At 71.4% G+C, this 25,705-nt stretch carries 25 protein-coding genes; 9 read left to right on the forward strand and 16 right to left on the reverse strand.

What is annotated here, in order from left to right; all coding sequences use genetic code 11:
* The first annotated feature begins 24 nt into the window (after positions 1 to 24).
* The 5 genes from folP to HYQ63_RS20140 all read left to right on the forward strand — a co-directional run bounded on the left by folP (position 25) and on the right by HYQ63_RS20140 (position 3,166).
* Positions 25 to 927: a dihydropteroate synthase gene (gene folP, locus HYQ63_RS20120; RefSeq protein WP_179935211.1), complete on the forward strand. Its 903-nt coding sequence runs from the start codon at positions 25 to 27 to the stop codon at positions 925 to 927.
* The gene (locus HYQ63_RS20125) at positions 924 to 1,403 is read left to right on the forward strand and encodes a nuclear transport factor 2 family protein (RefSeq protein ID WP_179935212.1); all 480 of its coding nucleotides are present in this window, start codon (positions 924 to 926) and stop codon (positions 1,401 to 1,403) included. The genes folP and HYQ63_RS20125 overlap by 4 nt, the downstream gene beginning before the upstream one ends.
* Positions 1,404 to 1,633: 230 nt before the next feature.
* On the forward strand, positions 1,634 to 2,002 hold the full coding sequence (folB, locus tag HYQ63_RS20130) for a dihydroneopterin aldolase (RefSeq protein WP_078510390.1): 369 nt from the start codon (positions 1,634 to 1,636) through the stop codon (positions 2,000 to 2,002).
* Entirely contained in the window at positions 1,999 to 2,592 is a 594-nt protein-coding gene (gene folK, locus HYQ63_RS20135) for a 2-amino-4-hydroxy-6-hydroxymethyldihydropteridine diphosphokinase (RefSeq protein ID WP_179935213.1), read from the forward strand. The genes folB and folK overlap by 4 nt, the downstream gene beginning before the upstream one ends.
* 76 nt (positions 2,593 to 2,668) lie before the next feature.
* Positions 2,669 to 3,166, forward strand: a complete 498-nt coding sequence (locus HYQ63_RS20140) for a DUF3180 domain-containing protein (protein ID WP_179935214.1) — start codon at positions 2,669 to 2,671, stop codon at positions 3,164 to 3,166.
* Positions 3,167 to 3,222: 56 nt separating this feature from the next.
* On the opposite strand, the gene folE is transcribed toward HYQ63_RS20140, so the two are convergent.
* The 6 genes from folE to dacB form a co-directional block, all read right to left on the reverse strand.
* Entirely contained in the window at positions 3,223 to 3,828 is a 606-nt protein-coding gene (folE, locus tag HYQ63_RS20145) for a GTP cyclohydrolase I FolE (RefSeq protein WP_009716869.1), read from the reverse strand.
* A 123-nt stretch (positions 3,829 to 3,951) separates the two neighbouring features.
* On the reverse strand, positions 3,952 to 5,994 hold the full coding sequence (gene ftsH / locus HYQ63_RS20150) for an ATP-dependent zinc metalloprotease FtsH (protein WP_179935215.1): 2,043 nt from the start codon (positions 5,992 to 5,994) through the stop codon (positions 3,952 to 3,954).
* A 256-nt stretch (positions 5,995 to 6,250) separates the two neighbouring features.
* Positions 6,251 to 6,790, reverse strand: coding sequence for a hypoxanthine phosphoribosyltransferase (gene hpt / locus HYQ63_RS20155; RefSeq protein ID WP_055547184.1), 540 nt, complete (start codon positions 6,788 to 6,790; stop codon positions 6,251 to 6,253).
* A 62-nt stretch (positions 6,791 to 6,852) separates the two neighbouring features.
* The gene (tilS, locus tag HYQ63_RS20160) at positions 6,853 to 7,965 is read right to left on the reverse strand and encodes a tRNA lysidine(34) synthetase TilS (protein ID WP_179935216.1); all 1,113 of its coding nucleotides are present in this window, start codon (positions 7,963 to 7,965) and stop codon (positions 6,853 to 6,855) included.
* 199 nt (positions 7,966 to 8,164) lie between these two features.
* Positions 8,165 to 9,304: a zinc-dependent metalloprotease gene (locus HYQ63_RS20165; RefSeq protein WP_179935217.1), complete on the reverse strand. Its 1,140-nt coding sequence runs from the start codon at positions 9,302 to 9,304 to the stop codon at positions 8,165 to 8,167.
* A 108-nt stretch (positions 9,305 to 9,412) separates the two neighbouring features.
* Positions 9,413 to 10,894: a D-alanyl-D-alanine carboxypeptidase/D-alanyl-D-alanine-endopeptidase gene (gene dacB, locus HYQ63_RS20170; protein WP_179940319.1), complete on the reverse strand. Its 1,482-nt coding sequence runs from the start codon at positions 10,892 to 10,894 to the stop codon at positions 9,413 to 9,415.
* 248 nt (positions 10,895 to 11,142) lie between these two features.
* Here dacB and HYQ63_RS20175 point away from each other — a divergent pair, with 248 nt between their 5' ends.
* Positions 11,143 to 11,634, forward strand: a complete 492-nt coding sequence (locus tag HYQ63_RS20175) for an inorganic diphosphatase (protein WP_009716864.1) — start codon at positions 11,143 to 11,145, stop codon at positions 11,632 to 11,634.
* A gap of 77 nt (positions 11,635 to 11,711) precedes the next feature.
* Here HYQ63_RS20175 and HYQ63_RS20180 read toward each other — a convergent pair whose 3' ends face one another.
* The 3 genes from HYQ63_RS20180 to HYQ63_RS20190 all read right to left on the reverse strand — a co-directional run bounded on the left by HYQ63_RS20180 (position 11,712) and on the right by HYQ63_RS20190 (position 15,310).
* On the reverse strand, positions 11,712 to 13,421 hold the full coding sequence (locus HYQ63_RS20180) for a threonine/serine exporter ThrE family protein (RefSeq protein ID WP_179935218.1): 1,710 nt from the start codon (positions 13,419 to 13,421) through the stop codon (positions 11,712 to 11,714).
* A gap of 239 nt (positions 13,422 to 13,660) precedes the next feature.
* On the reverse strand, positions 13,661 to 14,356 hold the full coding sequence (locus HYQ63_RS20185) for a DedA family protein (protein WP_179935219.1): 696 nt from the start codon (positions 14,354 to 14,356) through the stop codon (positions 13,661 to 13,663).
* 195 nt (positions 14,357 to 14,551) lie between these two features.
* Positions 14,552 to 15,310: a MerR family transcriptional regulator gene (locus HYQ63_RS20190; RefSeq protein ID WP_179935220.1), complete on the reverse strand. Its 759-nt coding sequence runs from the start codon at positions 15,308 to 15,310 to the stop codon at positions 14,552 to 14,554.
* Between the two features lie 125 nt (positions 15,311 to 15,435).
* Between HYQ63_RS20190 and leuE the strand changes: the two genes are divergently transcribed.
* Positions 15,436 to 16,122: a leucine efflux protein LeuE gene (leuE, locus tag HYQ63_RS20195; RefSeq protein ID WP_179935221.1), complete on the forward strand. Its 687-nt coding sequence runs from the start codon at positions 15,436 to 15,438 to the stop codon at positions 16,120 to 16,122.
* A gap of 80 nt (positions 16,123 to 16,202) precedes the next feature.
* Positions 16,203 to 17,615 (forward strand): glutamate decarboxylase, encoded by a 1,413-nt coding sequence (locus tag HYQ63_RS20200; protein WP_179935222.1) that lies wholly within the window; start codon positions 16,203 to 16,205, stop codon positions 17,613 to 17,615.
* Positions 17,616 to 17,635: 20 nt separating this feature from the next.
* Here HYQ63_RS20200 and HYQ63_RS20205 read toward each other — a convergent pair whose 3' ends face one another.
* From HYQ63_RS20205 to HYQ63_RS20235, 7 genes are all read right to left on the reverse strand, one after another.
* Positions 17,636 to 19,057 carry a hypothetical protein gene (locus HYQ63_RS20205; RefSeq protein WP_179935223.1) on the reverse strand — a complete coding sequence of 474 codons (1,422 nt, stop codon included), beginning with the start codon at positions 19,055 to 19,057 and terminating at the stop codon, positions 17,636 to 17,638.
* Between the two features lie 77 nt (positions 19,058 to 19,134).
* A complete protein-coding gene (locus HYQ63_RS20210) occupies positions 19,135 to 19,920 on the reverse strand; it encodes an ABC transporter permease (RefSeq protein ID WP_179935224.1) in 786 nt (261 codons plus the stop codon).
* Positions 19,917 to 20,999 (reverse strand): ATP-binding cassette domain-containing protein, encoded by a 1,083-nt coding sequence (locus tag HYQ63_RS20215; protein ID WP_179935225.1) that lies wholly within the window; start codon positions 20,997 to 20,999, stop codon positions 19,917 to 19,919. The genes HYQ63_RS20210 and HYQ63_RS20215 overlap by 4 nt, the downstream gene beginning before the upstream one ends.
* 107 nt (positions 21,000 to 21,106) lie before the next feature.
* Entirely contained in the window at positions 21,107 to 21,724 is a 618-nt protein-coding gene (locus tag HYQ63_RS20220; protein WP_179935226.1) for a PadR family transcriptional regulator, read from the reverse strand.
* Between the two features lie 58 nt (positions 21,725 to 21,782).
* Complete coding sequence (locus HYQ63_RS20225) at positions 21,783 to 22,352, reverse strand: DinB family protein (protein WP_179935227.1); 570 nt, start codon at positions 22,350 to 22,352, stop codon at positions 21,783 to 21,785.
* A gap of 113 nt (positions 22,353 to 22,465) precedes the next feature.
* A complete protein-coding gene (locus tag HYQ63_RS20230; RefSeq protein ID WP_179935228.1) occupies positions 22,466 to 23,923 on the reverse strand; it encodes an aldehyde dehydrogenase family protein in 1,458 nt (485 codons plus the stop codon).
* 90 nt (positions 23,924 to 24,013) lie between these two features.
* Positions 24,014 to 24,877: a helix-turn-helix transcriptional regulator gene (locus HYQ63_RS20235; protein WP_179935229.1), complete on the reverse strand. Its 864-nt coding sequence runs from the start codon at positions 24,875 to 24,877 to the stop codon at positions 24,014 to 24,016.
* A 308-nt stretch (positions 24,878 to 25,185) separates the two neighbouring features.
* On the opposite strand from HYQ63_RS20235, the gene HYQ63_RS20240 reads away from it, so the two are divergent.
* Positions 25,186 to 25,689 (forward strand): ATP-binding protein, encoded by a 504-nt coding sequence (locus HYQ63_RS20240; protein WP_179935230.1) that lies wholly within the window; start codon positions 25,186 to 25,188, stop codon positions 25,687 to 25,689.
* Positions 25,690 to 25,705 lie beyond the last annotated feature (16 nt).

Below are 25,705 nucleotides of genomic sequence, written 5' to 3' on the forward strand. Positions count from 1 at the left end.
GCCGGTACGTCTAGCCTTAAGGTCATGAGGACGTTGCGCGAGCGGGGCCGAGTGACCGGACTGCCGGAATGGGACCGGTGTGCGGTCATGGGCGTGGTGAACGTCACGCCCGACTCCTTCTCCGACGGCGGCCAGTGGTTCGACACCGACCTGGCCGTCAAGCACGGTCTGGACCTGGTCGCGGCCGGAGCCGACCTGGTGGACGTCGGAGGCGAGTCGACCCGGCCGGGCGCGGCGCGCGTCGACGAGGCCGAGGAGCTGCGCCGGGTGATCCCGGTGGTGCGGGAGCTGGCCGCGGCCGGCGTCTCGGTCAGCGTGGACACCATGCGGGCCACGGTCGCCGAGCGGGCGATCGAGGCGGGCGCGCTGCTGGTCAACGATGTGAGCGGCGGCCGCGCGGACCCGGCGATGGTGCCGGCGGTGGCGGCGGCCGAGGTGCCCTTCGTGGTGATGCACTGGCGCGGCCAGTCGATCGACATGAACAACCGGGCGGTGTACGAGGACGTGGTCGGCGAGGTCGTCGCCGAGCTGCGCACGAGCGTGGACCGGGCCGTCGCGGGCGGTATCGCCCCCGAGCGGATCGTGCTCGACCCTGGGCTGGGCTTCGCCAAGGACGCCGAACACGACCTGGCGCTGGTCGCGCATCTGTCCGCGCTGCGCCAACTGGGCCGTCCGCTGCTGGTGGCGGCCTCCCGCAAGCGGTTCCTGGGTCGGGTCCTGGCCGACGACGGGGGCGCTCCGCCACCCGCCAGGGAGCGGGACGCCGCGACCGCCGCGGTGACCGCGATCGCCGCGCGCGAGGGCGCGTGGGCGGTCCGGGTGCACGAGGTGCGGGCGAGCGCGGACGCGGTGCGGGTGGCCCGGGCCATCGAGTCGGCCGAGGCCGGGTATCTCGAGAACACGGCGAACACGGCGGGAGCGCTGTGACTTCCCTTACGGACAGCGAGCGGGTGGCGCTGGTGAACACCGCTCTGTACGAGGCCATGGAGCAGGGCGACCACGGGGCGCTGGACCGGCTGTGGCTGGATTCCGCCGAGACCGAGGTGTCCTGTGTGCACCCGGGCTGGCCGGTGCTGCGCGGCCGGGGCGAGGTGCTCCGTTCGTACGCCCTGATCATGGCGAACACCGACTACATCCAGTTCTTCCTGACCGACGTCGAGGTGTCGGTGGTGGCCGACACCGCGCTGGTGACCTGCACCGAGAACATCCTCAGCGGCGCCCCGGCCGAGGAGGAGGGGCAGCTCGGCCCGCTGGTCGGCCAGCTGGTGGTGGCGACGAACGTGTTCCGGCGCACCGACGACGGCTGGAAGGTGTGGTCGCACCACGGCTCCCCGGTGCTCGCGGAGCGTGACGACGAGGGCCCGGAGGGTCCCGAGGACGACGACCGGCTGATGCCGGGCTGAGTCCCTGATCCCCGGCCCCGTGATGGCTCGAATGGGTTCCGTTCGAGCCGTGCGAGGTGCGGGTAGGTGAAGGTGGCGCGGGGCTGTGGGAGGCATCCGCCGCGACCCCGTGGGCATGTGCCGCCGACATTCGCAGGTAGATTCGAGGAGGTTTCCCCGCCGACGGCAGGGGGTCACTGGCGCGTTCCGGACCGGCCGGGGCGTGCCCGCGTAACCGACGACCAGCAGGAGTGATTCGGGTGGATCGTGTCGCGCTGCGCGGCCTGAGGGCTCGTGGGCACCACGGCGTGTTCCCGGAGGAGCGCGAGGAGGGCCAGACGTTCGTCGTGGACCTCGTGCTCGGCCTGGACACCCGTCCCGCCGCCGCCGACGACGACCTGACCAAGACCGTCCACTACGGCGTGGTGGCCGAGGAGGTCGTGGACGTGGTGCGGGGCGAGCCGGTCGAGCTGATCGAGACCCTTGCCGAACGGATAGCGGACACCTGCCTGAAGCATGATGTGGTGCGCGAGGTCGAGGTCGTCGTCCACAAGCCGCAGGCCCCGATCACCGTTCCCTTCGACGATGTCACCATCACCATTACCCGGAGCCGAGTATGAGCAGCAGCGACCCGACCGTGCAGCCCGTTCCCGCCTCCGTGGTGGAGAAGGTGGACGCCGCCGATGTGACCCTGTCCAACCCCAAACGGGCAGTGATCTCCCTCGGCAGCAACCTGGGCAATCGCCTGGAGACCCTCCAAGGCGCGGTGGACGCGCTGGAGGACACCCCGGGCCTGCGGGTCAAGGCCGTTTCTCCGGTGTACGAGACCGAGCCGTGGGGCGTGGAGCCGGGCACCCAGGCGACGTACTTCAACGCGGTGGTGCTGGTGAAGACCACGCTGCCGCCGTCCTCGCTGCTGGAGCGCGGCCACGCCATCGAGGAGGCGTTCGAGCGGGTGCGGGACGAGCACTGGGGTCCGCGCACCATCGACGTGGACATCGTGGCGTACCAGGACGTGGTCTCCGACGATCCGCTGCTCACCCTGCCGCATCCGCGCGCGCACCAGCGGGCCTTCGTCCTGGTGCCGTGGAACGACGTGGACCCGCAGGCCGAGTTCCCCGGCCGCGGCAGCGTCTCCGCGCTGCTGGACGAGGTGGGCGACGAGGGCGTACAGGTCCGCACGGACCTGGAACTGCGACTGCCCGAATAGACGTTGACCAGTAGACGTTGACCAATGGACGTTGACCAGGTGACCAGACGTTGATGCGTGGAGGGGCGACCGCTCGGTGAGGCAACTTCGGATCGGGGTGCTGGTCGGGCTGTTCGCCGTGGCCGGTGTGGTGTCGTGGGCGGGCTCCCGGCTGTGGGACACGCTGGGGTCGCTGCCGAGCGTTCCGCTGGCGGCGCCGATCGTGCTGGCCCTGATCGCGGTCGTGCTGCTCGCGACCGCGATCTCGCTGCGGGCCCGGCTGCGCGCCCAGCGGGAGCGGGAGCCGGACGCGAAGGGCGTGGACCCGATGGTGGCCGCCCGCGCGGTGGTTTTCGGCCAGGCGAGCGCGCTGGTGGCGGCGCTGATCGCGGGGATGTACGGCGGGGTCGGCGTCTTCCTGGCCCTGGAGCAGCTCGACGTACCGGCCCGCCAGGACCAGGCCATCTACGCGGGCGCTTCGGTGCTGGCCGGCGCGGGTGTGGTGGCCGCCGCGTTCTTCCTGGAGCGGGTCTGCAAGCTGCCCGAGGACGACGACGAGAACGGGCGCGGCCCGGGCGCCTCCGCCCGGGCCTGAGCGGCCTGAGCGGCCTGAGAGGCCTGAGAGCGCCGTCCTGACCCTCAGCGGGCCGTTCAGCGGGCCATGATGAGGCTCATCGCCTCGGCCCGGGTGGCCGGATCGCGCAGCTGGCCGCGCACGGCCGAGGTGAGGGTCTTGGCGCCGGGCTTGCGCACCCCGCGCATGGTCATGCACATGTGCTCGCACTCGACCACGACGATCACCCCGCGCGGTTCCAGTATCCGCATCAGCGAGTCGGCGATCTGGGTGGTCAGCCGCTCCTGGACCTGGGGGCGGCGGGCGAACACGTCCACCAGCCGGGCCAGCTTCGACAGCCCGGTGATCTTGCCGTCGTGGGACGGGATGTAGCCGACGTGCGCGACCCCCACGAAGGGCACCAGGTGGTGCTCGCACGAGGACATCACCTCGATGTCCTTGACCAGCACCATCTCGTCGTGGCCCAGGTCGAAGGTGGTGGTCAGGACGTCCTCGGGCTCCTGCCGCAGCCCCGCGAAGATCTCCTTGTACGCGCGGGCCACCCGCCCCGGCGTCTCCCGCAGCCCCTCCCGGTCCGGGTCCTCGCCGACGGCGATCAGAAGCTCACGGATCGCGTTCTCGGCTCGCTTCTCGTCGAACACGCCGATGGTGCTCTCGCCGTCCAGCGTCACCGGGTCCGTCATGGAGCTGCCTCGTTCCTCATGTGCACAAATATGCGGAATGCCGCGCCCCCAAGGCTAGAACCTGGGTGACGCGGCATTCATTCCGGGTCCTCCCGGGGCCCTCTCGGGCCCGGGAGGCCGGGTTCAGCTCTCGGAGCCGGAGCCCGACTCCTCGGGCCGCTCGACGCCGTCCTCGGGCGCGGTGGCCTTGGTGAGCGAGGCCGCCGAGGTGGGCTGGGCACCGTTCGCCGGGGCGAGCTCCCGGGGGGAGAGCACCGGCGGGCGGGTGGAGGGCGTACGCCGCGAGGAGCCGGTCCACGCCGGGCGGGCCGGACGCTTCACGACCGGGGCGAAGATCTCGGCGATCTCCTCCTTGTTCAGCGTCTCCTTCTCCAGCAGCGCCAGCACCAGGTTGTCGAGGACGTCGCGGTTCTCGACGAGGATCTCCCACGCCTCGTTGTGCGCGGCCTCGATGAGCTTCTTGACCTCCTCGTCCACCAGTGCGGCGACCTCTTCCGAGTAGTCGCGCTGGTGGGCCATCTCCCGGCCCAGGAACGGCTCGGAGTTGTCGGAGCCGAACTTGATCGCGCCGAGCCGCTCGGTCATGCCGTACTGCGTGACCATCGCGCGGGCCGTCGCGGTCGCCTTCTCGATGTCGTTCGAGGCGCCCGTGGTCGGGTCGTGGAAGACCAGTTCCTCGGCCGCCCGGCCGCCCATCATGTAGGCGAGCTGGTCCAGCATCTCGTTGCGCGTGGTCGAGTACTTGTCCTCGTCCGGCAGGACCATGGTGTAGCCCAGGGCCCGGCCTCTGGAGAGGATCGTGACCTTGTGCACGGGATCGCTGTTCGGAGACGCCGCCGCGACCAGGGCGTGACCGCCCTCGTGGTACGCGGTGATCTTCTTCTCCTTGTCGCTCATGATCCGGGTCCGCTTCTGCGGGCCGGCCACGACACGGTCGATCGCCTCGTCCAGGTAGTGGTTGTCGATCAGCTTCTTGTCGCCGCGGGCCGTCAGCAGGGCGGCCTCGTTCAGCACGTTCGACAGATCGGCACCGGTGAAGCCGGGGGTACGGCGGGCGACGGCCGACAGGTCGACGTCCGGCGCGACCGGCTTGCCCTTCTGGTGAACCTTGAGGATCTCCAGACGGCCCTGCATGTCCGGGCGGTCGACGGCGATCTGCCGGTCGAAACGGCCGGGGCGCAGCAGCGCCGGGTCCAGGATGTCCGGCCGGTTGGTGGCGGCGATCAGAATGACGCCGCCCTTCACGTCGAAGCCGTCCATCTCCACGAGCAGCTGGTTCAGCGTCTGCTCGCGCTCGTCGTGACCGCCGCCCATGCCCGCGCCGCGGTGCCGGCCGACGGCGTCGATCTCGTCGACGAAGACGATGGCCGGGGCGTTGGTCTTGGCCTGCTCGAACAGGTCACGGACCCGGGAGGCACCCACACCGACGAACATCTCGACGAAGTCCGAGCCGGAGATCGAGTAGAACGGGACGCCCGCCTCGCCCGCGACGGCGCGCGCGAGCAGGGTCTTACCCGTACCGGGCGGGCCGTACAGCAGCACACCCTTGGGGATCTTGGCACCGACGGCCTGGAATTTCGCCGGCTCCTGGAGGAACTCCTTGATCTCCTGGAGTTCCTCGACCGCCTCGTCGGACCCCGCCACATCGGTGAAGGTCGTCTTCGGCGTGTCCTTGGTGATCAGCTTGGCCTTCGACTTCCCGAAGTTCATGACTCGGGAGCCGCCGCCCTGCATCTGGTTCATCAGGAACAGGAAGACCACGACGATCAGCACGAACGGGAGCAGCGAGAGCAGAATCCCGACGAACGGGTTCTGCTTCGAAGTCGAGACGTTGTACCCGTCGGGGATCCCGTTGTCCTTCTGGGCATTGGCCTGAAGGGTCCTGGCGAGGTCGACGCCCTGGTCGCCGATGTAGGTGGCCTGGAGCTTCTTGCTGCCCGAGACCTTGGCGACGTTGTCCTTGAGTTCGACCTTGATCTTGTGCTCGTCGCCGGTCGTCAGCTCGGCGGACTGGACCTGGTTCCTGTTGATCGCCTTGACGACCTGGCTGGTGTCCACCGACTTGTAGCCGCCGGACGAGCCGACGACCTGCATCAACACGACCACGGCGAGGACGGCCAGCACGATCCACATGACCGGCCCACGGAAGTAGCGCTTCACGTCCATCCATACGGGGCGAAACCGCCCCGTCCCTCCTGCCACAGTGAGGCACGGCAGCCCTGGAGGGGCGCCTGTGCGTGCGGTGTATTGCGGTGTATTTAGTGGTGTATGAGCTGTGTAATCCTCAGTCTCGAAAAAGACTGACCTTCGGACGGTACCCCAGCATTGTCACCCGACGCCGCCGTGGAGTGTTAACACATCCGCCTTCCCCTGCTCCAACGGCGGAAAACCGCGCCAGGTTCCCAGGGGGAGGCGGTGCCTCTCAGCCGCCGTAGACGTGCGGGGCCAGAGTCCCGACGAACCGCAGGTTGCGGTACTTCTCCGAGTAGTCGAGGCCGTATCCGACGACGAACTCGTTCGGGATGTCGAAGCCGACCCACTTCACGTCGATGGCGACCTTGGCCGCCTCCGGCTTGCGCAGCAGCGTGCACACGTTCAGTGAGGCGGGCTCGCGCGACCCCAGGTTCGACAGCAGCCAGGACAGCGTCAGGCCGGAGTCGATGATGTCCTCGACGATCAGGACGTGCTTGCCCTTGATGTCGGTGTCCAGGTCCTTGAGGATCCGCACCACGCCCGAGGACTGGGTGCCCGCGCCGTACGACGACACGGCCATCCAGTCCATGGTGACGGGCGTGGAGAGGGCTCGCGCCAGGTCCGCCATCACCATCACCGCGCCCTTGAGCACGCCGACGATCAGCAGGTCCTTGCCCTCGTACTCGGCGTCGATGCGGGCGGCCAGCTCGGCCAGCTTCGCGTTGATCTCTTCCTCGGTGATGAGGACCGACTTGAGGTCGGTGCCCATGTCCTTGTCGTCCACCCGCGCCACTCTCGTTCGACGTAACCGGCTCATCTGGCTCGGGCGGGTCAGCCCTGCCGGATCACCAGTCTGCCACCCTCCCGGCGGACCTCGACGCGGCCGGGGAGGTTGATGGCCCGCTGACCCCGCCAGCCGGTGATCAGCCGGTCGACTTCCTCGATGTGTCGGGCGAAGAGCGAACCGGCGGGCGCGCCCGCGGCGATGGCGGCGCGCCGCAGCACCCGGCGGCGGACGGCGGGGGGCAGCCCGTGCAGGCCGACGGTGTCCAGCTCGACGGCCTCCGCGCCGCCGGACCCGGCCCCGGGGGCGGGGGCCGGGGCGGTGCGCAGGACCTCGGCCTCGGCGCGGGCGGCCCAGGCGTCGAGGGCGTCGGCGTCGTCGCGGGAGAGCTGGGCGGTGCGGGCGAGGGCCTCGACGACGCCCTTGCCGAGGGCCTTCTCCAGGACGGGCAGCGCCTCGTGGCGGACCCGGGAGCGGGTGTAGGCCGGGTCCACGTTGTGCGGGTCGTCCCAGACGGGCAGCGCCTGGACGAGGCAGGCCTGGCGGACGGTGTGCCGGTCGAGCTGGAGGAAGGGGCGGCGGTAGCGGCCGCCGGTGCCGGAGACGCGGGCCATGCCGGACAGCGAGCGGGTGCCGGAGCCGCGGGCGAGCCCCAGCAGAACCGTCTCGGCCTGGTCGTCGCGGGTGTGGCCGAGCAGCACGGCGGCGGCTGCGTGGCGCTCGGCGGCGGAGTCGAGGGCGGCGTAGCGGGCGTCCCGGGCGGCGGCCTCGGGACCGCCGTCCCGGCCGACGGACACGGCGATGGACTCGACGGGGGCAAGGCCCAGCTCCCGCATCCGGTCGGCGACCTCGGCGGCGCGGACGTCGGAGCCCGGCTGGAGGCCGTGGTCGACGGTGACGGCTCCGGCGCGCAGGCCGAGCCGGGGGGCCTCGAAGGCGAGCGCGGAGGCGAGGGCCATGGAGTCGGCGCCGCCTGAGCAGGCGGCGAGCACGAGGGGGCGGCTCTCGCGGGGGGTGGAGCCGCGGGGGGCGGGCGCCTGGGCCGGGGAGGCCGGGGAAGGCTGCGCGGGGGCGGAGGCGGCCGGGGAGTCGACGAGGACGTCGTGGAGGACGCGGCGGACCGCCAGGCGTATCGCGGCGACCGCTGGATGGGGACCCATGTCCGTTTCCCATCTGTCATGCGAGGGGGTGCCTCGGGGGGCGTACGAGATGTCGTTACGCGGGGGGATTCGTCACGCTGTGTATGTCGATGGTGACAGAAGCGAGCTGTTCCCCGAGCATCGCACGCCTACCCGTCGCTAACGGTCCCTCGGACGAGTGATTAACGGGAGCATTCATCCGTTCCCAAGTGAGCCGGTTTCACGACTCTGCCCTACGGTGCACCCGCGCGACCCACTCGGCGGGTTTGCTGATCTCCGACTTGGTCGGGAGCGTGTTGGGGGACGTCCAGACCCGGTTGAAACCGTCCATGCCGACCTGGTCCACCACGGCCCGTACGAACCGCTCACCGTCACGGTACTGCCGCAGCTTGGCGTCGAGCCCCAGCAGCTTGCGCAGCGCCTGGTCGAGGCGGCCCGCGCCGCTCGCCCGCCGCTTCTGGAACTTCTCGCGGATCTCGGCGACGGTGGGCACGACGTCCGGCCCGACCCCGTCCATCACGTAGTCCGCGTGCCCCTCCAGCAGCGACATCACGGCGGTCAGCCGGGCCAGGATCTCGCGCTGGGCCGGGGTCTGGACCAGCTCGATGATGCTGGGCGAGGCGCCGCGCTCCGCGGCCTCCTCGCTGTCCGGCCGCCCGCCGCCCAGCGACTGGACGGCCTCCCGGATCCGCTCCAGCAGGGTGGCCGGATCCACGTCGGTCTCGCCCAGGAACGCCTGGATCTCGGACTCGATGTGGTCGCGCAGCCAGGGCACCGCGGTGAACTGCGTACGGTGCGTCTCCTCGTGCAGCGAGACCCACAGCCGGAAGTCGTGCGGGGCCACGTCCAGCTCGCGCTCCACGTGGACGATGTTGGGGGCCACCAGCAGCAGCCGGCCGCCGCCCGCGGTCCCGGCGGGCAGGTCGCGGGTGGCGGGCGCGAACGTCTCGTACTGGCCGAGCACCCGGGAGGCCAGGAACGACAGCAGCATCCCCAGCTCGACGCCGGTCACCTTGCCGCCGACCGCTCCCAGCACCGCCCCGCCGGGCAGCCCGCCGCGCCGGTCCTGCATCTTGCCCAGCAGCGGCGACAGGAGCTGGCGGAAGCCCGCGACGTTGGCCCGGATCCAACCCGCGCGGTCCACGACGAGGACGGGGGTGTCGGAGGCCGGGCCGCCGGGGACGGCCATCCGGGTGAAGCCGCGGACGTGCTCCTCCGAGGATTTCGCGTGCCGTCGCAGCTCCGCGACGACGGCGCGCGCCTCGTCCCGGCTCACCTCGGGGCCCGGGCGCACCAGCCGGGTCGCGGTCGCGACGGCCAGGTTCCAGTCGACCATCTCCACACCACCGATGCTCGTCATGGCTTCACGGTACGTGGCCCGCGCCCCATCCGGGAGGAGACGACTCCCCCGCACACGCGGCCGCCCCCGGCCCGACCGGGCGACGCGTCACCTCCGGCTCGCCCCGCCTCACCGGCATCCGCAGTTCGCGAGCGCCGAGGCCATGGTGTCCAGGGCCCGCTGGGCGCCCTCGGGGTCGGTGGTGCCGTTGGTCATGAACGCGAAGACCAGGAGCCGCCCGTCGGCGTCCACGACGCTGCCCGCCAGGGTGTTGACCCCGGTCAGGGTGCCGGTCTTGGCGCGCACCACGCCGCGGCCCACGGTGTCCGCGTCGTAGCGGGTGCGCAGGGTGCCGCTGAATCCGGCCACCGGCAGCCCGGTGAGCAGCGGCCGCAGCTCGGGGTGGCCGATGTCCGCGGCCCGCACCAGCACCTGGGCGAGCAGCGCGGCGGAGACGTGGTCATCGCGGTCGAGCCCGCTGCCGTCCGCGATCCGGGCGCCGGAGACCGGCAGCCGGAGCTTCTTCAGCCGGGCGGTCACGGCCTTCGCCGCGCCGTCGAAGCTCGCGGGGTCACCGGCGGCGACGGCGGTCTGCCGGGCCAGGGCCTCGGCGATGTCGTTGTCGCTGTTGGTCAGCATCCGCTCGACGAGCGCGGACAGCGGCTGGGAGCGGACGGTGGCCAGCGGACGGGGGCGCTTTCCGGCCTCCCGTTCCCGCGGGTCCCCGGTCACGTCGACGCCGCGGTCGCGCAGCATCGAGGCGAACGTTCCCGCCGCGTCGGCGGCGGGGTCCTCGGAGCGCGCGGCCGGGCCGTGGTCGCTGTCGTCGAGGCGGCCCTCGTCGGCCATCAGCGGGGTGACGGGCGAGATGTTCTCGTTGGGGCCGATGGGGTGCAGCCCGGGCCCGGAGTAGAGCGAGGTGTCGTATCCGAGCCGGACGGACGTCGCGCCGCGCTTCTTGAGGGCGCGGGCGGTGTCGTCGGCCAGGGCGCGCAGCGAGGCGGGGCGGTCGGTGCCCTTGGCGTCGCGGGCGGTGAGGGTCGGGTCGCCGCCGCCGACGAGCACGATGCCGTCGTCGCCCTGGACCACGGTGGTCTTGATCCGGTAGTCGGGGCCGAGGGCGGAGAGCGCGGCGGCGCCGGTCGCCAGCTTGATGGTCGACGCGGGCACCACGGCGTCCTTCGCGCCGGTCCCGAACACCTGCTGTCCCGTCGTCACGTCCACGACGGACGCCGAGCGGTCGCCGCCCAGCGCGGGGTCGTCCAGCAGTGGTTCCAGGGCGTCGGCGAGCCCGCCGCCGGTGGGCGGCGGCACCGCGTCCTCGCCGCTGTCCGGCGACGGCACGGCGCCGGGCGCGCCGAGGGCGGCCAGCACGGGCGCGGCGCTGGGGACGGCCTTGCCGGGGTGACGCTCGCCACCCGCGGCCGGTCCGCGGGCGGCCCGGGCGCGTTCGGCCGTACGCTGGCCGGTGTCCCAGGGCCCGGCGGCGAGCACCGCTCCGGCCGCGACGGCGAGGCCGACCGTGCCGGAGAGGGCCACCAGCCGCCAGGTGCCACGCTGTTGGGGCGGGGTGCGCTGCCAGCGGTCGTGGAGCCCGGTGCGGCGCCACAGTTCGCGGACCCGGCCGTGCCACGGCCGGGTACGGACCGGGCGGTTCCACCAGCGGTCGCGGAGCCGGACTCCGACGGCGGCGACGCGGCGCCACTGGTCCCGCACGAGGGTCCGCCCGCGCGCGAGCAACTCCCTGAACTGCCGTGATCTGGCTTCAGGCACGACGGACCAGCCCCTTTCGCCACCACACACCTGCGTGGGGGACACTTAATCACCAGACGTATGTGTTGATCATGGAGGAGCCACCCGTGGAGTTCGACGTCACCATCGAGATCCCGAAGGGTTCGCGGAACAAGTACGAGGTGGACCACGAGACGGGGCGCATCCGTCTCGACCGTCGACTCTTCACTTCGACCAGCTACCCGGCGGATTACGGCTTTGTCGAGAACACCCTCGGCGAGGATGGCGACCCGCTGGATGCCCTGGTCATTCTCGACGAGCCGACGTTCCCCGGCTGCCTGATCAAGTGCCGTGCGATCGGCATGTTCAGGATGACCGACGAGGCGGGCGGCGACGACAAGCTGCTGTGCGTGCCCGCGTCGGACCCGCGGGTCGAGCATCTGCGTGACATTCACCACGTGTCGGAGTTCGACCGCCTGGAGATCCAGCACTTCTTCGAGGTCTACAAGGACCTGGAGCCCGGCAAGTCGGTCGAGGGGGCCAACTGGGTGGGGCGCGCCGAGGCCGAGGCCGAGGTCGAGGCGTCCATCAAGCGCCTGGAGGCGTCCGGCGGCCACTGAGCCCCGACACCCGAACGGGCCGACCACAAGGTCGGCCCGTTCGTCGTTTGCGCAGGTCAGAGCAGGGCAGCCGCAGGTCAGAAGCCGCGGGTGCGCTTGGCCGCGCGACGCCCCGAGGGGTCGTCCCCGCTGCCGGGGATCTTGAGGAACAGCCGGGCCGCCTCGCCACCCAGGTTCACCCCGATGGCGATCGCCAGGGCCAGTGCTGCCGCCTGGGTGAGGTGGGGGATGCCGCGGTCCAGATTTCCCTGGGCGAGCGCGAGCAGTCCGAAGTACGTCGCGCTACCGGGCAGCAGCGGCCCGATCGCCGCCGTGACGTACGGGAGCGCCGACGCGTAGCGGTAGCGGGAGAGCAACTGCCCGAAGAGGCCGACCAGCCCGGCGGCCACGGTCGTGGCGGCGACCGGCGGCACGTTGGCGGTGTCGGCGAGCGCGCCGTAGACCACCCAGGCGACCCCGCCGTTGAGGGTGGCGAACAGCACGGTGTGACGTTCCTGCTGGAGCAGGATGCAGAACGTCAGCGCCAGCAGCATCGCCGCCAGTATCTGGGTGACCGGCTCCGGCTGTCCCACCAGCGCCGCCTCCGGGTTCAGCTTGGCGTTCAGCTGGAGCCCGCCGTACAGCACGGTGAGCACGCCGCAGACGATGCCGACGATCAGGTAGCCGACCTCCAGCAGCCGGGCGGCGGCGGTGATGTAATACCCGGTCAGCCCGTCCTGGACGCTCGCCACCAGGGCCCGCCCGGGGATCAGCGCGAACAGCCCACCGGTGATCACCGCGGACGACTGGAGTCCCGCGCCCATGAGGCTGAGCGCGATGCCCATCGCGGCGGGCGGCATCGCCGCGACCACGAACTGGTAGAACTCCGGCAGTCCGCGCCCGGACGCCAGCCACGCCAGCCGGTCGCCCAGCATCGCGCCGATCGCCGCCGCGAAGAACACCGGCCACGCACCGCCGACCAGCATGCTCGCCGCGCCCGCCAGCCCGCCGGCGGCCACGGTGAGCGCCCAGCCGGGGTACGGGTGGCGGTTACGGCGGATCTCGGCGAGCCGGCGGTACGCCTCCTCCAGGGTGAAGTCGTCCTGCGAGGTGATGTCGTCGACGAGCCGGAAGACGGCGGCCAGCCGGTTGTAGTCGGTGCCCCGGCGGCGCACCGTACGGCTGGCGGTGACGGGGTCGTCGACCAGCGAGGGCTGGTAGCTGACCGACAGCAGGGTGAAGGTCACGGTGGGCTCGCAGCGGTGGAGCCCGTACGCGTGCGCCACGCCGAGCATCGCCGCCTCGACGTCCTCGGCGCCCTCGCCGCCCGCGAGGAGCAGCTCGGCGATGCGGAGAGTGAGATCGAGCACACGGGGGACGGCGGGGCCCGTGTCGTCCTGCGGATCGGGGCGCTCGGCCGGTGTCGGGCGCTCGCTGATCGGCATCCGCAGCATCGTGCGCATCCGGTCCTGCCAGGGCGAATCCTTGGTCAGCCGGACCATGGGTATGCCGTTCGGCGGCGTGAAGGCCGGGAAGCCGCCGGTGGTCTGGTTGGCCGACGTGGTGACCCCGGCGGGCGGCACGAAGGCCGAGCTCTCGGGCTCGGGTGCGGTCAGTTCGGTGGCCAGCCCCTGGGGGATGGCGAACTCCGAGGTCGGGTGCTCGCCATCGGGCGAGGGCGGCCTCGGTACGCCCTGGGGCGGTGTGAAGGCGCTGTGCGCCTCATCGGACTGCGGCTTGCGGTTCTCCGCCGTATCCGCGTCCTGCGTGCCCGCGCCACGCTGCCCGTACTGTCGGTCCGACCCCACTGCCTCGCTCCTCGACCGCCTCCCCGTCACTTCTTCCAGCAGCCACGATGCATCATCGGCGGCCACCGAAGCCCATTGTGCGGGGAGGTGGCCGCCGAGTGGGAGCGGGGGCAGCGTGTGCGACGGGTGTGTAGTGGAGTGACGCCTGTGAAGCGACGGTGAAGATTCGCGCCGGACGGGAACGCCGGGACGGGCGGCGCCCGGCGTGGCGGCCGGTCAGCGCCCGGCGCGCCGCCCGGTCAGCGCTTGGCGTGGCGGCCGCGCGGCCCCTGCTGGTCGGCCACCGGCCCGGCCGGTGCCTCGGCGGCCGCCTTCTTGGACTGGCTGCGGGCCCGCATGAACTCGATCACGATCGGGATGACGGACAGCAGGACGATGCCGACCAGGATCAGCTCGATGTGCTTGTGGACGAAGTCGACCTTGCCGAGCGCCGCGCCCAGCAGGGTGACGCCCGAGCCCCACAGCACACCGCCGACGATGTTGAAGATGATGAAGGAGCGGTAGTTCATCCGGCTCACGCCCGCGATGATCGGCGTGAACGTCCGCACGATGGGCACGAAGCGGGCCAGGATCAGCGACTTCGGGCCGTGCTTCTCGAAGAACTCATGCGCCTTCTCCACGTTCTCCTGCTTGAAGAACTTGGAGTCCGGGCGCTTGAACAGCGCCGGGCCGACCTTCCGGCCGAAGAGATATCCGACCTGGTCACCGATGATCGCCGCGACGGCGACGCCCACGCACACCAGCCACAGCTCCTGCTTGATCACATCGGTGGTGACCAGCAGTCCGGTGGTGAACAGCAGCGAGTCGCCCGGCAGGAAGAAGCCGATGAGCAGGCCGGACTCCGCGAAGACGATGGCCAGCACGCCGAGCAGCCCGAAGGTTTCGATCAGATAGTCCGGGTCCAGCCACTGAGGGCCGAGCGCGAGGGTGGTCACGGGTCACAGGCTCCTGGGTCGAGGGGTGCAGGCTCGTGCTCGTGCGAGGCCCGGCCGCAGGGTCGGGGTACGGACTGCTGCGGGGTTCATCGCTTCGCAGTGTGCCGCCCAAAGCTATCAACGCCGTGTGCGTGCCCGTGGTTCCCGCTGTCCGCCCGCCCCCTCACCCGAGGCCCCCTCACGCCCGAGGCCCCCTCAGCCGTGGCGCTCCGCGTTGGCCAGGATCGCACCCCGGAGGTACGCGGCGAGCCCCGGCTTGGCCTTGTCGATGTTCTCGGTGAAGCGGTGGTCCGTCACATACATCTCGGCGATGCAGGCATGGGCCTGGTGGGGGCAGTCGTAGTGGTTCCGGCTGATCCACTGCCGGTGCTCCTCGGCGAGATCCATCGCGGCCTCGGACTCCGGCGCGGTGCCCGACTCCATCAGCGCGATGAAGCGGTCGTTGATCGCGTCGCTCTCGGCCTGGATCCGCTGCCAGTCCTCCTTGGTGTACGTGGCCGCCTTGCGCTGCGACTCCCGGTACGCCTCGGTGTCGCCCCAGCGCTCCTCGACCTCGTCCGCGTACTGGTCCGGGTCGAAGTCGCCGAAGACCTCGAACTTCTCCTCGGGGGTCAGATTGATGCCCATCTTCCGTGCCTCCATGGCGCGTTCGACGGCGGCGGCCATCTTCTGGAGCTGCTCGATCCGGCCGGTCAGCAGCGAGTGCTGACGCCGCAGGTGGGCCCGCGGGTCCGCGTCCGGGTCGTCGAGGAGGACCGCCACCTCGTCGAGCGGAAAGCCGAGCTCCCGGTAGAACAGGATGCCCTGGAGCCGGTCGAGGTCGGCGTCGTCGTACCGCCGGTGCCCGGCCGTGCTGCGGGCGCTCGGGCGCAGCAGCCCGATCTCGTCGTAGTGGTGCAGCGTGCGCACCGTCACCCCGGCGAAGCCCGCGACCTGTCCCACCGAATAGCTCATGACCTGGTCCGCTCTCCTGGTGTTCCGTTACGGGCTCCACGGTGGCGCCTCACGTCGCGTGAGGTGCAAGTCCGGATGCCGAAATCCTGTGGGGGACATGCACGCTCCCTGGCATCCTGCCGATCGTGCTGGGGATAACCGATCTTTCGACGTATCTGGCGGGCCTTGCGCTGATCATCCTGCTGCCGGGCCCGAACTCGCTCTATGTGGTGTCGGTCGCCGCCCGCCGCGGCCCCCGCACCGCCTACCGGGCGGCGGGCGGGGTGCTGTGCGGGGACGCCGTGCTGATGACGCTGTCCGCGGGCGGCGTGGCGTCGCTGCTCCAGGCGAGCCCGGCGCTCTTCGCCGTGGTGAAGTTCGCCGGTGCGGGCTATCTGACCTGGCTCGCGGTGGGCATGCTGCGCGGGGCGCGGAAGCTGTGGCGCCAGGGTCCGGGCAGCGCGCGGACGGCCGAGGCGGCCGAGACGGACGGCGCGGGTGCCGAGGACGGCGTGGCGTCCGGGGCGGTCGAGCGGCCCTATCGCCGGGCGCTGGTCGTGAGCCTGCTGAACCCGAAGGCGATCCTGTTCTTCATCTCCTTCTTCGTGCAGTTCGTCGATCCGGAGTACGCCCATCCGGCGCTGTCCTTCGTGGCGCTGGGCCTCTGGGCGCAGCTGTTCAGCATCACCTATCTGTCGCTGCTGATCTTCGGCGGTACGTATCTCGCGGCCGTCTTCCGGCGGCGCAAGCGGCTGACGGCCGGGCTGTCGGCGGGCGCGGGGGCGGCGTTCCTGGGCTTCGCGGCGAAGCTGTCGCTCAGCAGCGCGGGCTGACGGCGCGGGATCCGGGCGGCGCGTGATCCGGGCGGCGCGTGATCCGGGTATTTGCGCCATATGTCCGTAATTTAATGAGCATGGCACTTCACGGCGACAGGCACGGCGCGGCAAAGCGGCCCGACATCTCGGTCAACCCCTTCTACGGCGTGGCCGATCCGGTCAGCGGCATGACGACGAACCCGCCGCGCCGCTGCCTGCCGGACGGGCCCATGGCCCCCTCGGCCGCGTACCAGCTGGTGCACGACGAGCTGATGCTCGACGGCAACGCCCGTCAGAATCTCGCCACCTTCGTCACCACCTGGATGGAGGCACAGGCGGGGCGGCTGATGTCCGACTGCCGGGACAAGAACATGATCGACAAGGATGAGTACCCGCGCACCGCGGAGCTGGAGCGGCGCTGTGTGGCCATCCTGGCCGACCTGTGGCACACACCCGACCCGCATGCGGTGATGGGCTGCTCCACGACGGGGTCGAGCGAAGCGTGCATGCTCGCCGGACTGGCCTTCAAGCGGCGCTGGGCCAAGCGGAACCCCGTCCGCTATCCGGCCACCGCCCGGCCCAATCTGGTCATGGGGATCAACACCCAGGTGTGCTGGGAGAAGTTCTGCGCCTACTGGGAGGTGGAACCGCGGCAAGTGCCCATGGAGGGCAACCGGTTCCACCTCGCCCCCGGGGCCGCCGCCGAACTGTGCGACGAGAACACCATCGGGGTCGTCACCGTCCTCGGCTCGACCTTCGACGGGTCGTACGAGCCGGTCGCCGAGGTGTGCGCGGCCCTGGACGACCTCCAGGAGCGCACCGGGCTCGACGTACCGGTCCATGTGGACGGCGCCTCGGGCGCGATGGTGGCGCCGTTCCTCGACCCCGACCTGATGTGGGACTTCCGGCTGCCCCGCGTCTCCTCCATCAACACCTCGGGGCACAAGTACGGGCTGGTCTACCCGGGGGTGGGCTGGGCGCTGTGGCGTACACCGGAGTGCCTGCCCGAGGAGCTGGTCTTCCGGGTCAACTACCTGGGCGGCGAGATGCCGACCTTCGCGCTCAACTTCTCCCGGCCCGGCGCCCAGGTGGCCGCCCAGTACTACACCTTCCTGCGGCTGGGCCGGGACGGCTACCGCGCCGTCCAGCAGACCTCCCGCGACGTGGCCTGCTCGCTCTCGACACGGATCGCGGAGCTGGGCGACTTCAGGATGCTCACGCGCGGCGACGAGCTGCCGGTCTTCGCCTTCACGACGGCGGAGGAGATCACCAACTTCGACGTGTACGACGTGTCGCGGCGGCTGCGCGAACACGGCTGGCTGGTGCCCGCGTACTCGTTCCCGGCGAACCGCCAGGACCTGTCGGTGCTGCGGGTGGTGTGCCGCAACGGCTTCTCGGCGGACCTGTCCGACCTCTTCCTGGACGACCTGCGGACGCTCCTGCCCGAACTGCGGAAGCAGTCGGCGCCGATGGAGCGGCCCGCGGAGGTCGCCACGGCCTTCCACCACTGAGCAGGGTGCCCGCCGGGGGGTCAGCCCGCCTGAGCGGTGGCGCGGAGCAGCTCGACCCTGCGCCGTACGGCCTCCAGGGCGCCCGGCCTCCGGCCCGGCACCCGGCCCCGCAGGTCGATCAGCATCGGCGCGAGGGCATGCGCCCGGGCCGGTTCCTGGACGAACTGCCACTGGTGGTGGGCCCGGTCCACGGCGCCCTCCACCTCGGGGTGCCCGGTCGGCTCGCCATTGCCCAGCCGGGCGTCGGCCACCGCCAGCCACAGCTCACACGCGCGGGCCGGATCCCCGGCGATCCGGGCGAGGTCGGCGCGGACCTCCAGCCAGTGGATCGCGTCGGAGGAGCGCGGCCCGGCCGACCGGAGGGCCTCCTGCTCCCAGGCGGCGGCCATCGAGGCGGCCTCGCTGTGGCGTCCGGCGTGCGCGGCCTCGAAGATCGCGGCGTGCGGATCGGGAACGGGCTCGGGCGCCCGTCGTACGGGGTCGGACCGCCGGGCCGGTATGGACTCCGGCACCGGGGCGCTCCCGGGGGCGGGCGCGGCGCCCATGGGCGGGGGCCCGGGCGGGGGCGACGAGGCGGACGGCGCCGCGCCGCCCGGTGCGGCCGGTCCTCCCTGGGGCTGCTGGTGTTGGTGTGGACTCTGGGTCTCGTGCGTCCTGTGCGCCCCATGCGTCCCGGGCGGCTCGTACGCGCCGGGCGACTCGTACGCCCCGGGTGCCCCGTACGTCCCCGACGCCTCGTACGCCGCGTAGCCCTCCACCGGCGCGCCCAGCAGCAGTCCGGGCCCGGCGCCCAGCCCGGCCTCGGCGGCGGCCTGCTGGTGCAGCAGGGCGAACGGCGGGCTGCCCTCGCCCTCGCCGCGCAGCAGCCCGGCGAGGGCGCGGCTGTAGACAGGCGCCGCGAGTTGGCGCTTGGGCGGGGCGGGGGCGATCGTCCCGTACAGCGTCAGCCCGCCCGCGAGCGTGGCGACCGGCAGCCGCCCGTCGGACAGCCGCGGCCAGGCGGTCTCGTCGGCCACCAGGTCGGTGAGCACCGTGGTGCTGCCCGGCGGCCGCTGGGCCAGCTCGGCGGCCAGCCAGTGCCACGGCAGCGCGGTGTAGCGGGCGGTCCTCGGCGTCGTACGGGCCAGCGCGAGGTGCGGCAGCCGCTGCTTGTGGTCGAGGGTGAGCTGGCCCGCGAGATAGATGAGCACCGGGCCCGGGTGGGCGGCCGCCGTCCGCAGGTGCGTGAGCACGGTCTGCGGATCGGCGGGGTCCACGAGTTGGACGACGCTGGCGCCGCCGGGCGTGCCCAGCAGCGCGGCCGGAGGCACGGCCGCGAGCTGTGGCAGCGCGGCGGCCGCGTCCATCAGCCGCTGCTTGCCCATCGGACCGGCGGCGAGGAGCAGGGCGTAACCGGGCCCGCTCGTCCGTGCCGCCCCCGTGCCCGCCGTGTCGTTCCCCATACGTGCACCGTATCCGCATCCGGCGACGTCGGGTGGGGGTGTGACATACGTGGCATCGGGGACGGCGGGTCGGACGCTCAGCGGCTGAGCCCCCGGTAACGGGCCACGGCGAGCGGGAAGAAGACGACGAGGAGCGCCAACGGCCAGCAGACCGCGAGGAGTCCGGCGTGGTCCGCGGCCCACGATGCGCCGTGGCCCCCGGGGCTCCCGAACAGGTCGCGGACCGCGGTGGCCGTCGCCGACATCGGGTTCCACGCCGCGATCGAACCGATCCAGTCGGGCATCGACTCGGGCGCGGCGAAGACGTTGGACAGGAAGCCGATCGGCCAGACCAGGATCTGCACGGCCTGCACGAGTTCGGGGCGCCCGGCGAGCAGGCCGAGATAGATGCCGATCCACAGCATCGCGAAGCGCAGCCAGAGCAGCAGCCCGACCGCGTACAGCACGTCGTCAATGCCGCCGTGCCAGCGCCAGCCCATCGCGAGCCCGACCCCGATGAGGAGCAGCAGGCTGAGCGCGGACTGGAGCATGTCCAGCACACTGCGCCCGATCAGCACCGCGGAGGAGGCCATCGGCAGGGAGCGGAAGCGGTCGATGACGCCCTTGTTGAGGTCCTGGGTGATCGCGAGCATGGTGGCTTCGAGGCCGAAGGCCATGGTGAGGGCGAGCATGCCCGGCACCAGGTAGTGCTTGTAGTTGCCGCCGCCCGGGACGGTCATCCCGCCGCCGAGGAAGTACGCGAACATCAGCAGCATCATCACCGGGAAGACCAGGCCGACGACCACCTGGACGGGCTGGCGGGCCCAGTGGGCGAGGCCGCGGCGGGTCATGGTCCAGGAGTCGACGAGGGTCATGGCGGTCATACGGACGTCTCCTCTTCGGTCATGGCGGCGGTCTTCACGCGGGTCTCGTCGCGGGTCTCGCCGTGGGTCTCGGCGCCTGGCCCGTCGCCGGTCTGTCCGTCCGTCCGCTCGCCGGTGAGGTGCAGGAACACCTCGTCGAGGGTGGGGCGGCGCAGGGCGATGTCCTCCGCCTCGATCCCGGCCGCGTCCAGCGCCCGTACGGTCTCGGTGAGGGCGGCGACCCGGTCGGTGACCCGGGCGCCGATCCGTCGCCGGTCGGGGTCGGTCTCGACCGAGGCGGCGCGGGTGGCCATGCCGATCACCGAGGCGGCGGCGGCCAGTTGGCCGGCGTCGCGCAGCACGACGTCGATGCGGTCCCCGCCGATGCGGGCCTTGAGCTGGTCGGTCGTGTCGTCCGCGACGGCCCGGCCGTGGTCGACCACGCAGACGCGGTCGGCGAGTTGGTCGGCCTCCTCCAGGTACTGGGTGGTGAGCAGGACCGTCGTACCGTCACCGACCAGGGAGCGGACCGACTGCCACACCTCGGTGCGGCCGCGCGGGTCGAGCCCGGTGGTGGGCTCGTCCAGGAAGAGCACCCGGGGCCGCACGATGAGGCTCGCGGCCAGGTCCAGCCGCCGCCGCATGCCGCCGCTGTACCGGCCGACGGCCTTGGTGCCGGTGTCGCCGAGCCCGAACCGCTCCAGCAGCTCGTCCGCGCGGGCCGCCGCGCGCCGCCCACCGAGGTGGTGGAGGCGGCCGAACATCTCCAGGTTCTGCCGCCCGCTCAGCTCCTCGTCCACCGCTGCGTGCTGGCCGAGCAGCCCGATGCGGTGGCGGACCTCGTCGGGGTGGCGCAGCACGTCGTACCCGGCGACCTCGGCGCGGCCGCCGTCGTGGCGCAGCAGGGTGGCCAGGATGCGGACGCAGGTGGTCTTGCCCGCGCCGTTGGGGCCGAGCACGGCGTGCACGGTGCCGGACGGGACGGTCAGGTCGAGTCCGGCCAGGGCAGGTTTTCCTCCGACCCGTTTCGCTCCGGCTCGCTGTGCTCCGTAGGTCTTGCGCAGTCCTTCGACGACGATCGCGGGATCGCTGTCGGCCACGGTCTTCCCCTCTCGCTCCGCAATGAGCCGCATTAGTCAAATTTGACTACGAGCCACCGGAAGGTACTCCCCGATCCGGGTCTAGTCAAACTTGATTACTGTCGGAATTACTCCACGTGCGGGTTCGGCGCCCCGTCCGGCAGGACGTCCACCGAGCGCTCCCCCTCGCCCGCCATGACGTACGCCCCGCCTTCCAGCCGCTCGATCAGCCCGCGGGTCCACTCGGCCCCGCTGTCGGCCGAGTGCACCCAGAACTTCATGATCTCGCCGATGTGGCCCCACTCGTCGGGGCTGTCCTGCGGCGGCGACCAGTGCCGGGTGACCTCGGCCCGCCACCCCTCCAGCGCCGCCACCCGCTCCTTCAGCAGCGCGATGGCCTCGGCACGGGGCAGGTCCACGATGAACCCGACCCCGGCCGTCAGCTCATCGATCTTCTGGTCGTGCCGCAGCAGGGCGTCCCGCAGCAGCTTGAAGTACTCCTCCTCGCCCGCCGCGGTCAGCTCGTACTCGGTGCGCGGCGGGCCGCCGACGGTGCTCGGGGCCACGTCGTGGGCGCGCATCAGGCCCTGCTTCGCCATCTGTTTGAGCGCGTGATAAATCGATCCGGGTTTGGCGTTGGACCACTCGTGCGCGCCCCAGAACTCCAGGTCGTTACGGACCTGATAGCCGTGTGCGCGCCCGTGCTGGCGCACCGCTCCCAGCACCAGCAGCCGGATCGCTGACATGTGCCCGTCTCCCCATCCTGCCCCCGCCTGACCTGCGCTGGGGTCCAGAGTAGGGGTGTCAGCCCTCCATGAGCGACCAATCGGGCTCGGGCATCGCACCGGTCTCGAAGACCAGATCGAACGCGCCCTTCCCGTCGATCGTCTCGCGGATGACGTCCGCGTGCCCCGCGTGCCGGGCGACCTCCTGAATCAGGTGGAGGACCAGCCAGCGCCAGGTCCGGGTACCGCCCTCGTCCCAGGGGTAGCGGGGCGCCTCGAACGTCTCGTCCAGCGAGGACAGCGCGCGCACGGCGGCCTCGGTCTCGCGCGCCACCTCCTCGTACCGCTCCAGCAGCACCGGCACGGTCTCGTCGGCCGTGGGGACGAATCCGGCCTCGAAATCCGCCAGCGTCTCCTTCGACAACCGGTCCGCATTCCCCTGGCCCGTGCGAATCCAGCCCAGCTCGGCGGCTGTCACGTGCTTGATCAGCCCGGCCAGGGAGAGCGCGCTCGCGCTGGGCGCGCTGCGGGCCTGCTCCTCGGTCAGACCGTGCACGGCGCGCCGGATGCCGCCGCGCTGCGCGTCCAGATAGGCCAGCAGCGCGGTGCGCTCGTCCTTGCAGGCTTCGGGGTTCACGACGGTGGGCATGGCTGCCGCCTTTCACGAGGAGGGCGCCCGGGTCGGGTGCCCTTCGATGAACCCCACATTAGGGAGGCTTGCGGTCAGGTTCTGTCCGCAAGCCTCCTGACGTCATAGAAGCATCAGAACGGGAACTGGCTGCGGCCGTGCTGGATCGAGATCCACTTGGTGGTGGTGAAGTCCTCGATCATCGACTCCCCGTTGAGCCGCCCGACCCCCGAGTGCTTCTCGCCGCCGAAGGGCACGATCGGCTCGTCGTGCACGGTGCTGTCGTTCACATGGATCATGCCGGTGTGGACGCGCTTGGCGAGGCGCACCCCGCGCTCGATGTCGCCCGTGTGCACGGCGCCGCTGAGGCCGTAGTCGGTGTCGTTGGCGATCCGGACGGCCTCCTCGTCACCGTCGAACGGGATCAGCACCACGACCGGGCCGAAGACCTCCTGGCGGAGGATCGCCGAGCCCTCGGGGACGTCGCCGAGGACGGTCGGCTCCACCAGGGTGCCGTCGGCCCGCCCCCGCACCAGCGCGGTCGCGCCGTCGGCGATCGTCTGGTCGACGAGCGCGGTGATGGCCTCGGCCTGGCTCTCGTTGATCAGCGGGCCGATGTGGGTGGCCGGATCGCCCGGGTCGCCCACCGTCAGCGTCTTCACCTTGGCCACGAACTTCTCGGTGAACGCGCGCTCCACCGCCCGGTCCACCAGCACTCGGTTGGCGGCCATGCAGACCTGCCCCTGGTGGACGAAGCGGCTGAACACCGCGGCGTCCACCGCGTAGTCGAGGTCGGCGTCGTCCAGCACGATCAGGGCGCTGTTGCCGCCCAGCTCCAGGATGGAGCGCTTGAAGTGCGAGGCCGCGACGGTGGCGACATGGCGGCCCACCCGGTCGGAGCCGGTGAACGAGATGACCTTCGGGACCGGGTGCTCGATCAGGGCGTCACCGATCTCCGCGATGTCGGTGACGACCACATTGAGCAGCCCGGCCGGAAGCCCGGCCTCCTCGAAGATCTTCGCGACCATACCGCCGCCGCATATCGGGGTGTTCTGGTGCGGCTTGAGGACGACGGAGTTGCCGAGGGCCAGCGCTGGGGCGACCGACTTCAGCGACAGCAGGAAGGGGAAGTTGAACGGGCTGATCACGCCGACGACGCCGACCGGCACCCGGTAGAGGCGGTTCTCCTTGCCGTCGTCGGGCGACGGCAGGATGCGGCCCTCGGGGCGCAGCGCCAGCTGGACCGCCTCGCGCAGGAACTCCTTGGCGAGGTGCAGTTCGAAGCCCGCCTTGACGTGGGTGCCGCCGCACTCCGCGATGATCGTCTCGGTCAGTTCCTTCTCGCGCTCCTCGATGACGCGCAGCGCCCGCTCGAAGACCGCCCGCCGGGCGTACGGGTTGCGGGCCGCCCACTCCGGCTGGGCCCGCTCGGCGGTGCGGTAGGCGAGGTCGACCTCGTCGACGGTGGCCACGGTGATCGAGGCCAGCTTCTCCCCGTCGTACGGGTTGAAGTCGACGATGTCCCAGGAACCGCTGCCGGTGCGCCACTCACCGCCGATGTACTGAAAGGCCAACTCGGAGAAGTAGGACATGCCATCCCTATCTGGAGGACGCGGGACCGCAGTCGGACACCCGCGAACACGTGGGGGGTATTCCTGACAGGGCGTCATCCTACTGATCGGTCAGACCTCGCGCAGGAGCCCCCCGAGCAGGTCCCGGCTCTTCTCCGGGGACAGGCTGTCCGCCCCCAGCCGCTCCAACGCCCGCTCGTACTGCCCCACTTCATCGGGCTTGTCCAGGTAGAGCGCGCTGGTGAGCTGTTCCAGATAGACGACGTCCGGCAGATCGGACTCCGGGAACCGGAGCAGGGTGAACGCACCGCTCTCCCCCGCGTGCCCGCCGAACGCGAACGGCATCACCTGGAGCGTCACGTTCGGCTGCTCGGAGACGGAGAGGAGGTGCCGCAGCTGGGCGCGCATCACCTCCGGTCCACCGTACGGGCGGCGCAGCGCGGCCTCGTCCAGCACCACGTGGAACGCCGGAGCCCGCTCGGAGACCAGCAGCTTCTGCCGCTCCAGCCGCAGCGCGACCCGCCGCTCCACCTCGGACTCGCACGCCTGCGGCTGGCCCCGGGTGACCACGGCGTGGGCGTAGCCCTCGGTCTGGAGCAGGCCGTGGATGAACTGGACCTCGTAGACGGCGAGGTGCGAGGCGGCGCCCTCCAGCCCGACGTACGTCTGGAACCAGCCCGGCAGCACATCGCCGTAACTGTGCCACCAGCCGGTGAGGTTGGCCTCGCGGGCGAGGCCGAGCAGCGCCGCGCGCTCCGCCTCCTCGGCGACCCCGTACAGGGTGAGCAGGTCCTCGATGTCGCGCGCCTTGAAGCTCACCCGGCCCAGTTCCATCCGGCTGATCTTGGATTCGGAGGCGCGGATCGAATAGCCCGCCGCCTCGCGGGTGATACCCCTGGCCTCGCGCAGCCGCCTGAGTTGGGAGCCCAGGAGAATGCGGCGCACCACCGATCCACTCGACTCGCTTGCGGTCATGTGTCCGTGACCCTCCCTGTACGGAACGCGCTCTTCCGGCGATGGGCCCCCGCAACCCGGCAGGCCGAAGTCTGCCACTTTCCGGGCTCCGGTCTGTGCCCAAGCGGTTACCCGACCGGGAGTCCTACGCATATGTGCGTAGAACGAAAGTGTGGCAAAGAGCCATGCACTACCTCAATACCCCTGCGTGCACGTGCATTTGCCCTTGCATCTGCCGTCGGCATTCGAAACCATGGGGTACGCGCACGTGCAAGCTCGTACGAGATCTGGCCAGGATTCGTCAGGGCCACGGATGCAGGAGTGCTCGCATGGGGAGCGAAGGTACGGCCCTGCTGGAACCGTTGTGGCGAGGGCTTCCCGCGATCGATCCCTCCGCCGTCTCCGGCGCCGTCTCCTGCTCGCTCCCGGCGCGCTACGACGCGGTCAAGGGGGCGCGGCAGTTCACCGGGGCCACGCTGCGGCAGTGGGACCTGCCCGAGCTGCTCGACGAGGTGGCCCTCGTCGTCTCCGAACTGGTCACCAACGCGCTGCGGCACGCGGTCGCCGGGGTCCTGCCGGGCGGCCCGCCCGGGGACGAACCCGAACCGCCCCTGGTGCGGCTCCACCTCATGTACTCCGCCTCACGGCTGGTGTGCGCCGTACGCGACCCCAGCGAGGCCGGACCGGTCGCCGGGGAGGCCGGCTCCTGCGAGGAGTCCGGGCGGGGGCTGTATCTGGTGGAGTCGTTCACCGACGGCTGGGGCTGGCATCCGCTGGCCGGAACGCTGCCCGGCAAGATCGTCTGGGCCCTGTTCCGCCTGCCCCGCACCTAGCTTCCGTCCCGGTGCG

The organism is Streptomyces sp. Rer75 (assembly GCF_013414305.1).
Classification (GTDB): domain Bacteria; phylum Actinomycetota; class Actinomycetes; order Streptomycetales; family Streptomycetaceae; genus Streptomyces; species Streptomyces himastatinicus.

Coding starts and splice junctions, on each gene's coding strand:
- HYQ63_RS20210 (WP_179935224.1), bottom strand. CDS start 19,920: ATGACCGCCATGACCCTCGTCGACTCCTGGACCATGACCCGCCGCGGC.
- HYQ63_RS20165 (WP_179935217.1), bottom strand. CDS start 9,304: ATGACGAGCATCGGTGGTGTGGAGATGGTCGACTGGAACCTGGCCGTC.
- HYQ63_RS20240 (WP_179935230.1), top strand. CDS start 25,186: ATGGGGAGCGAAGGTACGGCCCTGCTGGAACCGTTGTGGCGAGGGCTT.
- HYQ63_RS20225 (WP_179935227.1), bottom strand. CDS start 22,352: ATGCCCACCGTCGTGAACCCCGAAGCCTGCAAGGACGAGCGCACCGCG.
- hpt (WP_055547184.1), bottom strand. CDS start 6,790: ATGGGCACCGACCTCAAGTCGGTCCTCATCACCGAGGAAGAGATCAAC.
- HYQ63_RS20190 (WP_179935220.1), bottom strand. CDS start 15,310: ATGAGCTATTCGGTGGGACAGGTCGCGGGCTTCGCCGGGGTGACGGTG.
- folK (WP_179935213.1), top strand. CDS start 1,999: ATGAGCAGCAGCGACCCGACCGTGCAGCCCGTTCCCGCCTCCGTGGTG.
- folE (WP_009716869.1), bottom strand. CDS start 3,828: ATGACGGACCCGGTGACGCTGGACGGCGAGAGCACCATCGGCGTGTTC.
- HYQ63_RS20230 (WP_179935228.1), bottom strand. CDS start 23,923: ATGTCCTACTTCTCCGAGTTGGCCTTTCAGTACATCGGCGGTGAGTGG.
- HYQ63_RS20205 (WP_179935223.1), bottom strand. CDS start 19,057: ATGGGGAACGACACGGCGGGCACGGGGGCGGCACGGACGAGCGGGCCC.
- HYQ63_RS20200 (WP_179935222.1), top strand. CDS start 16,203: ATGGCACTTCACGGCGACAGGCACGGCGCGGCAAAGCGGCCCGACATC.
- HYQ63_RS20235 (WP_179935229.1), bottom strand. CDS start 24,877: ATGACCGCAAGCGAGTCGAGTGGATCGGTGGTGCGCCGCATTCTCCTG.
- folP (WP_179935211.1), top strand. CDS start 25: ATGAGGACGTTGCGCGAGCGGGGCCGAGTGACCGGACTGCCGGAATGG.
- HYQ63_RS20220 (WP_179935226.1), bottom strand. CDS start 21,724: ATGTCAGCGATCCGGCTGCTGGTGCTGGGAGCGGTGCGCCAGCACGGG.
- tilS (WP_179935216.1), bottom strand. CDS start 7,965: ATGGGTCCCCATCCAGCGGTCGCCGCGATACGCCTGGCGGTCCGCCGC.
- ftsH (WP_179935215.1), bottom strand. CDS start 5,994: ATGGACGTGAAGCGCTACTTCCGTGGGCCGGTCATGTGGATCGTGCTG.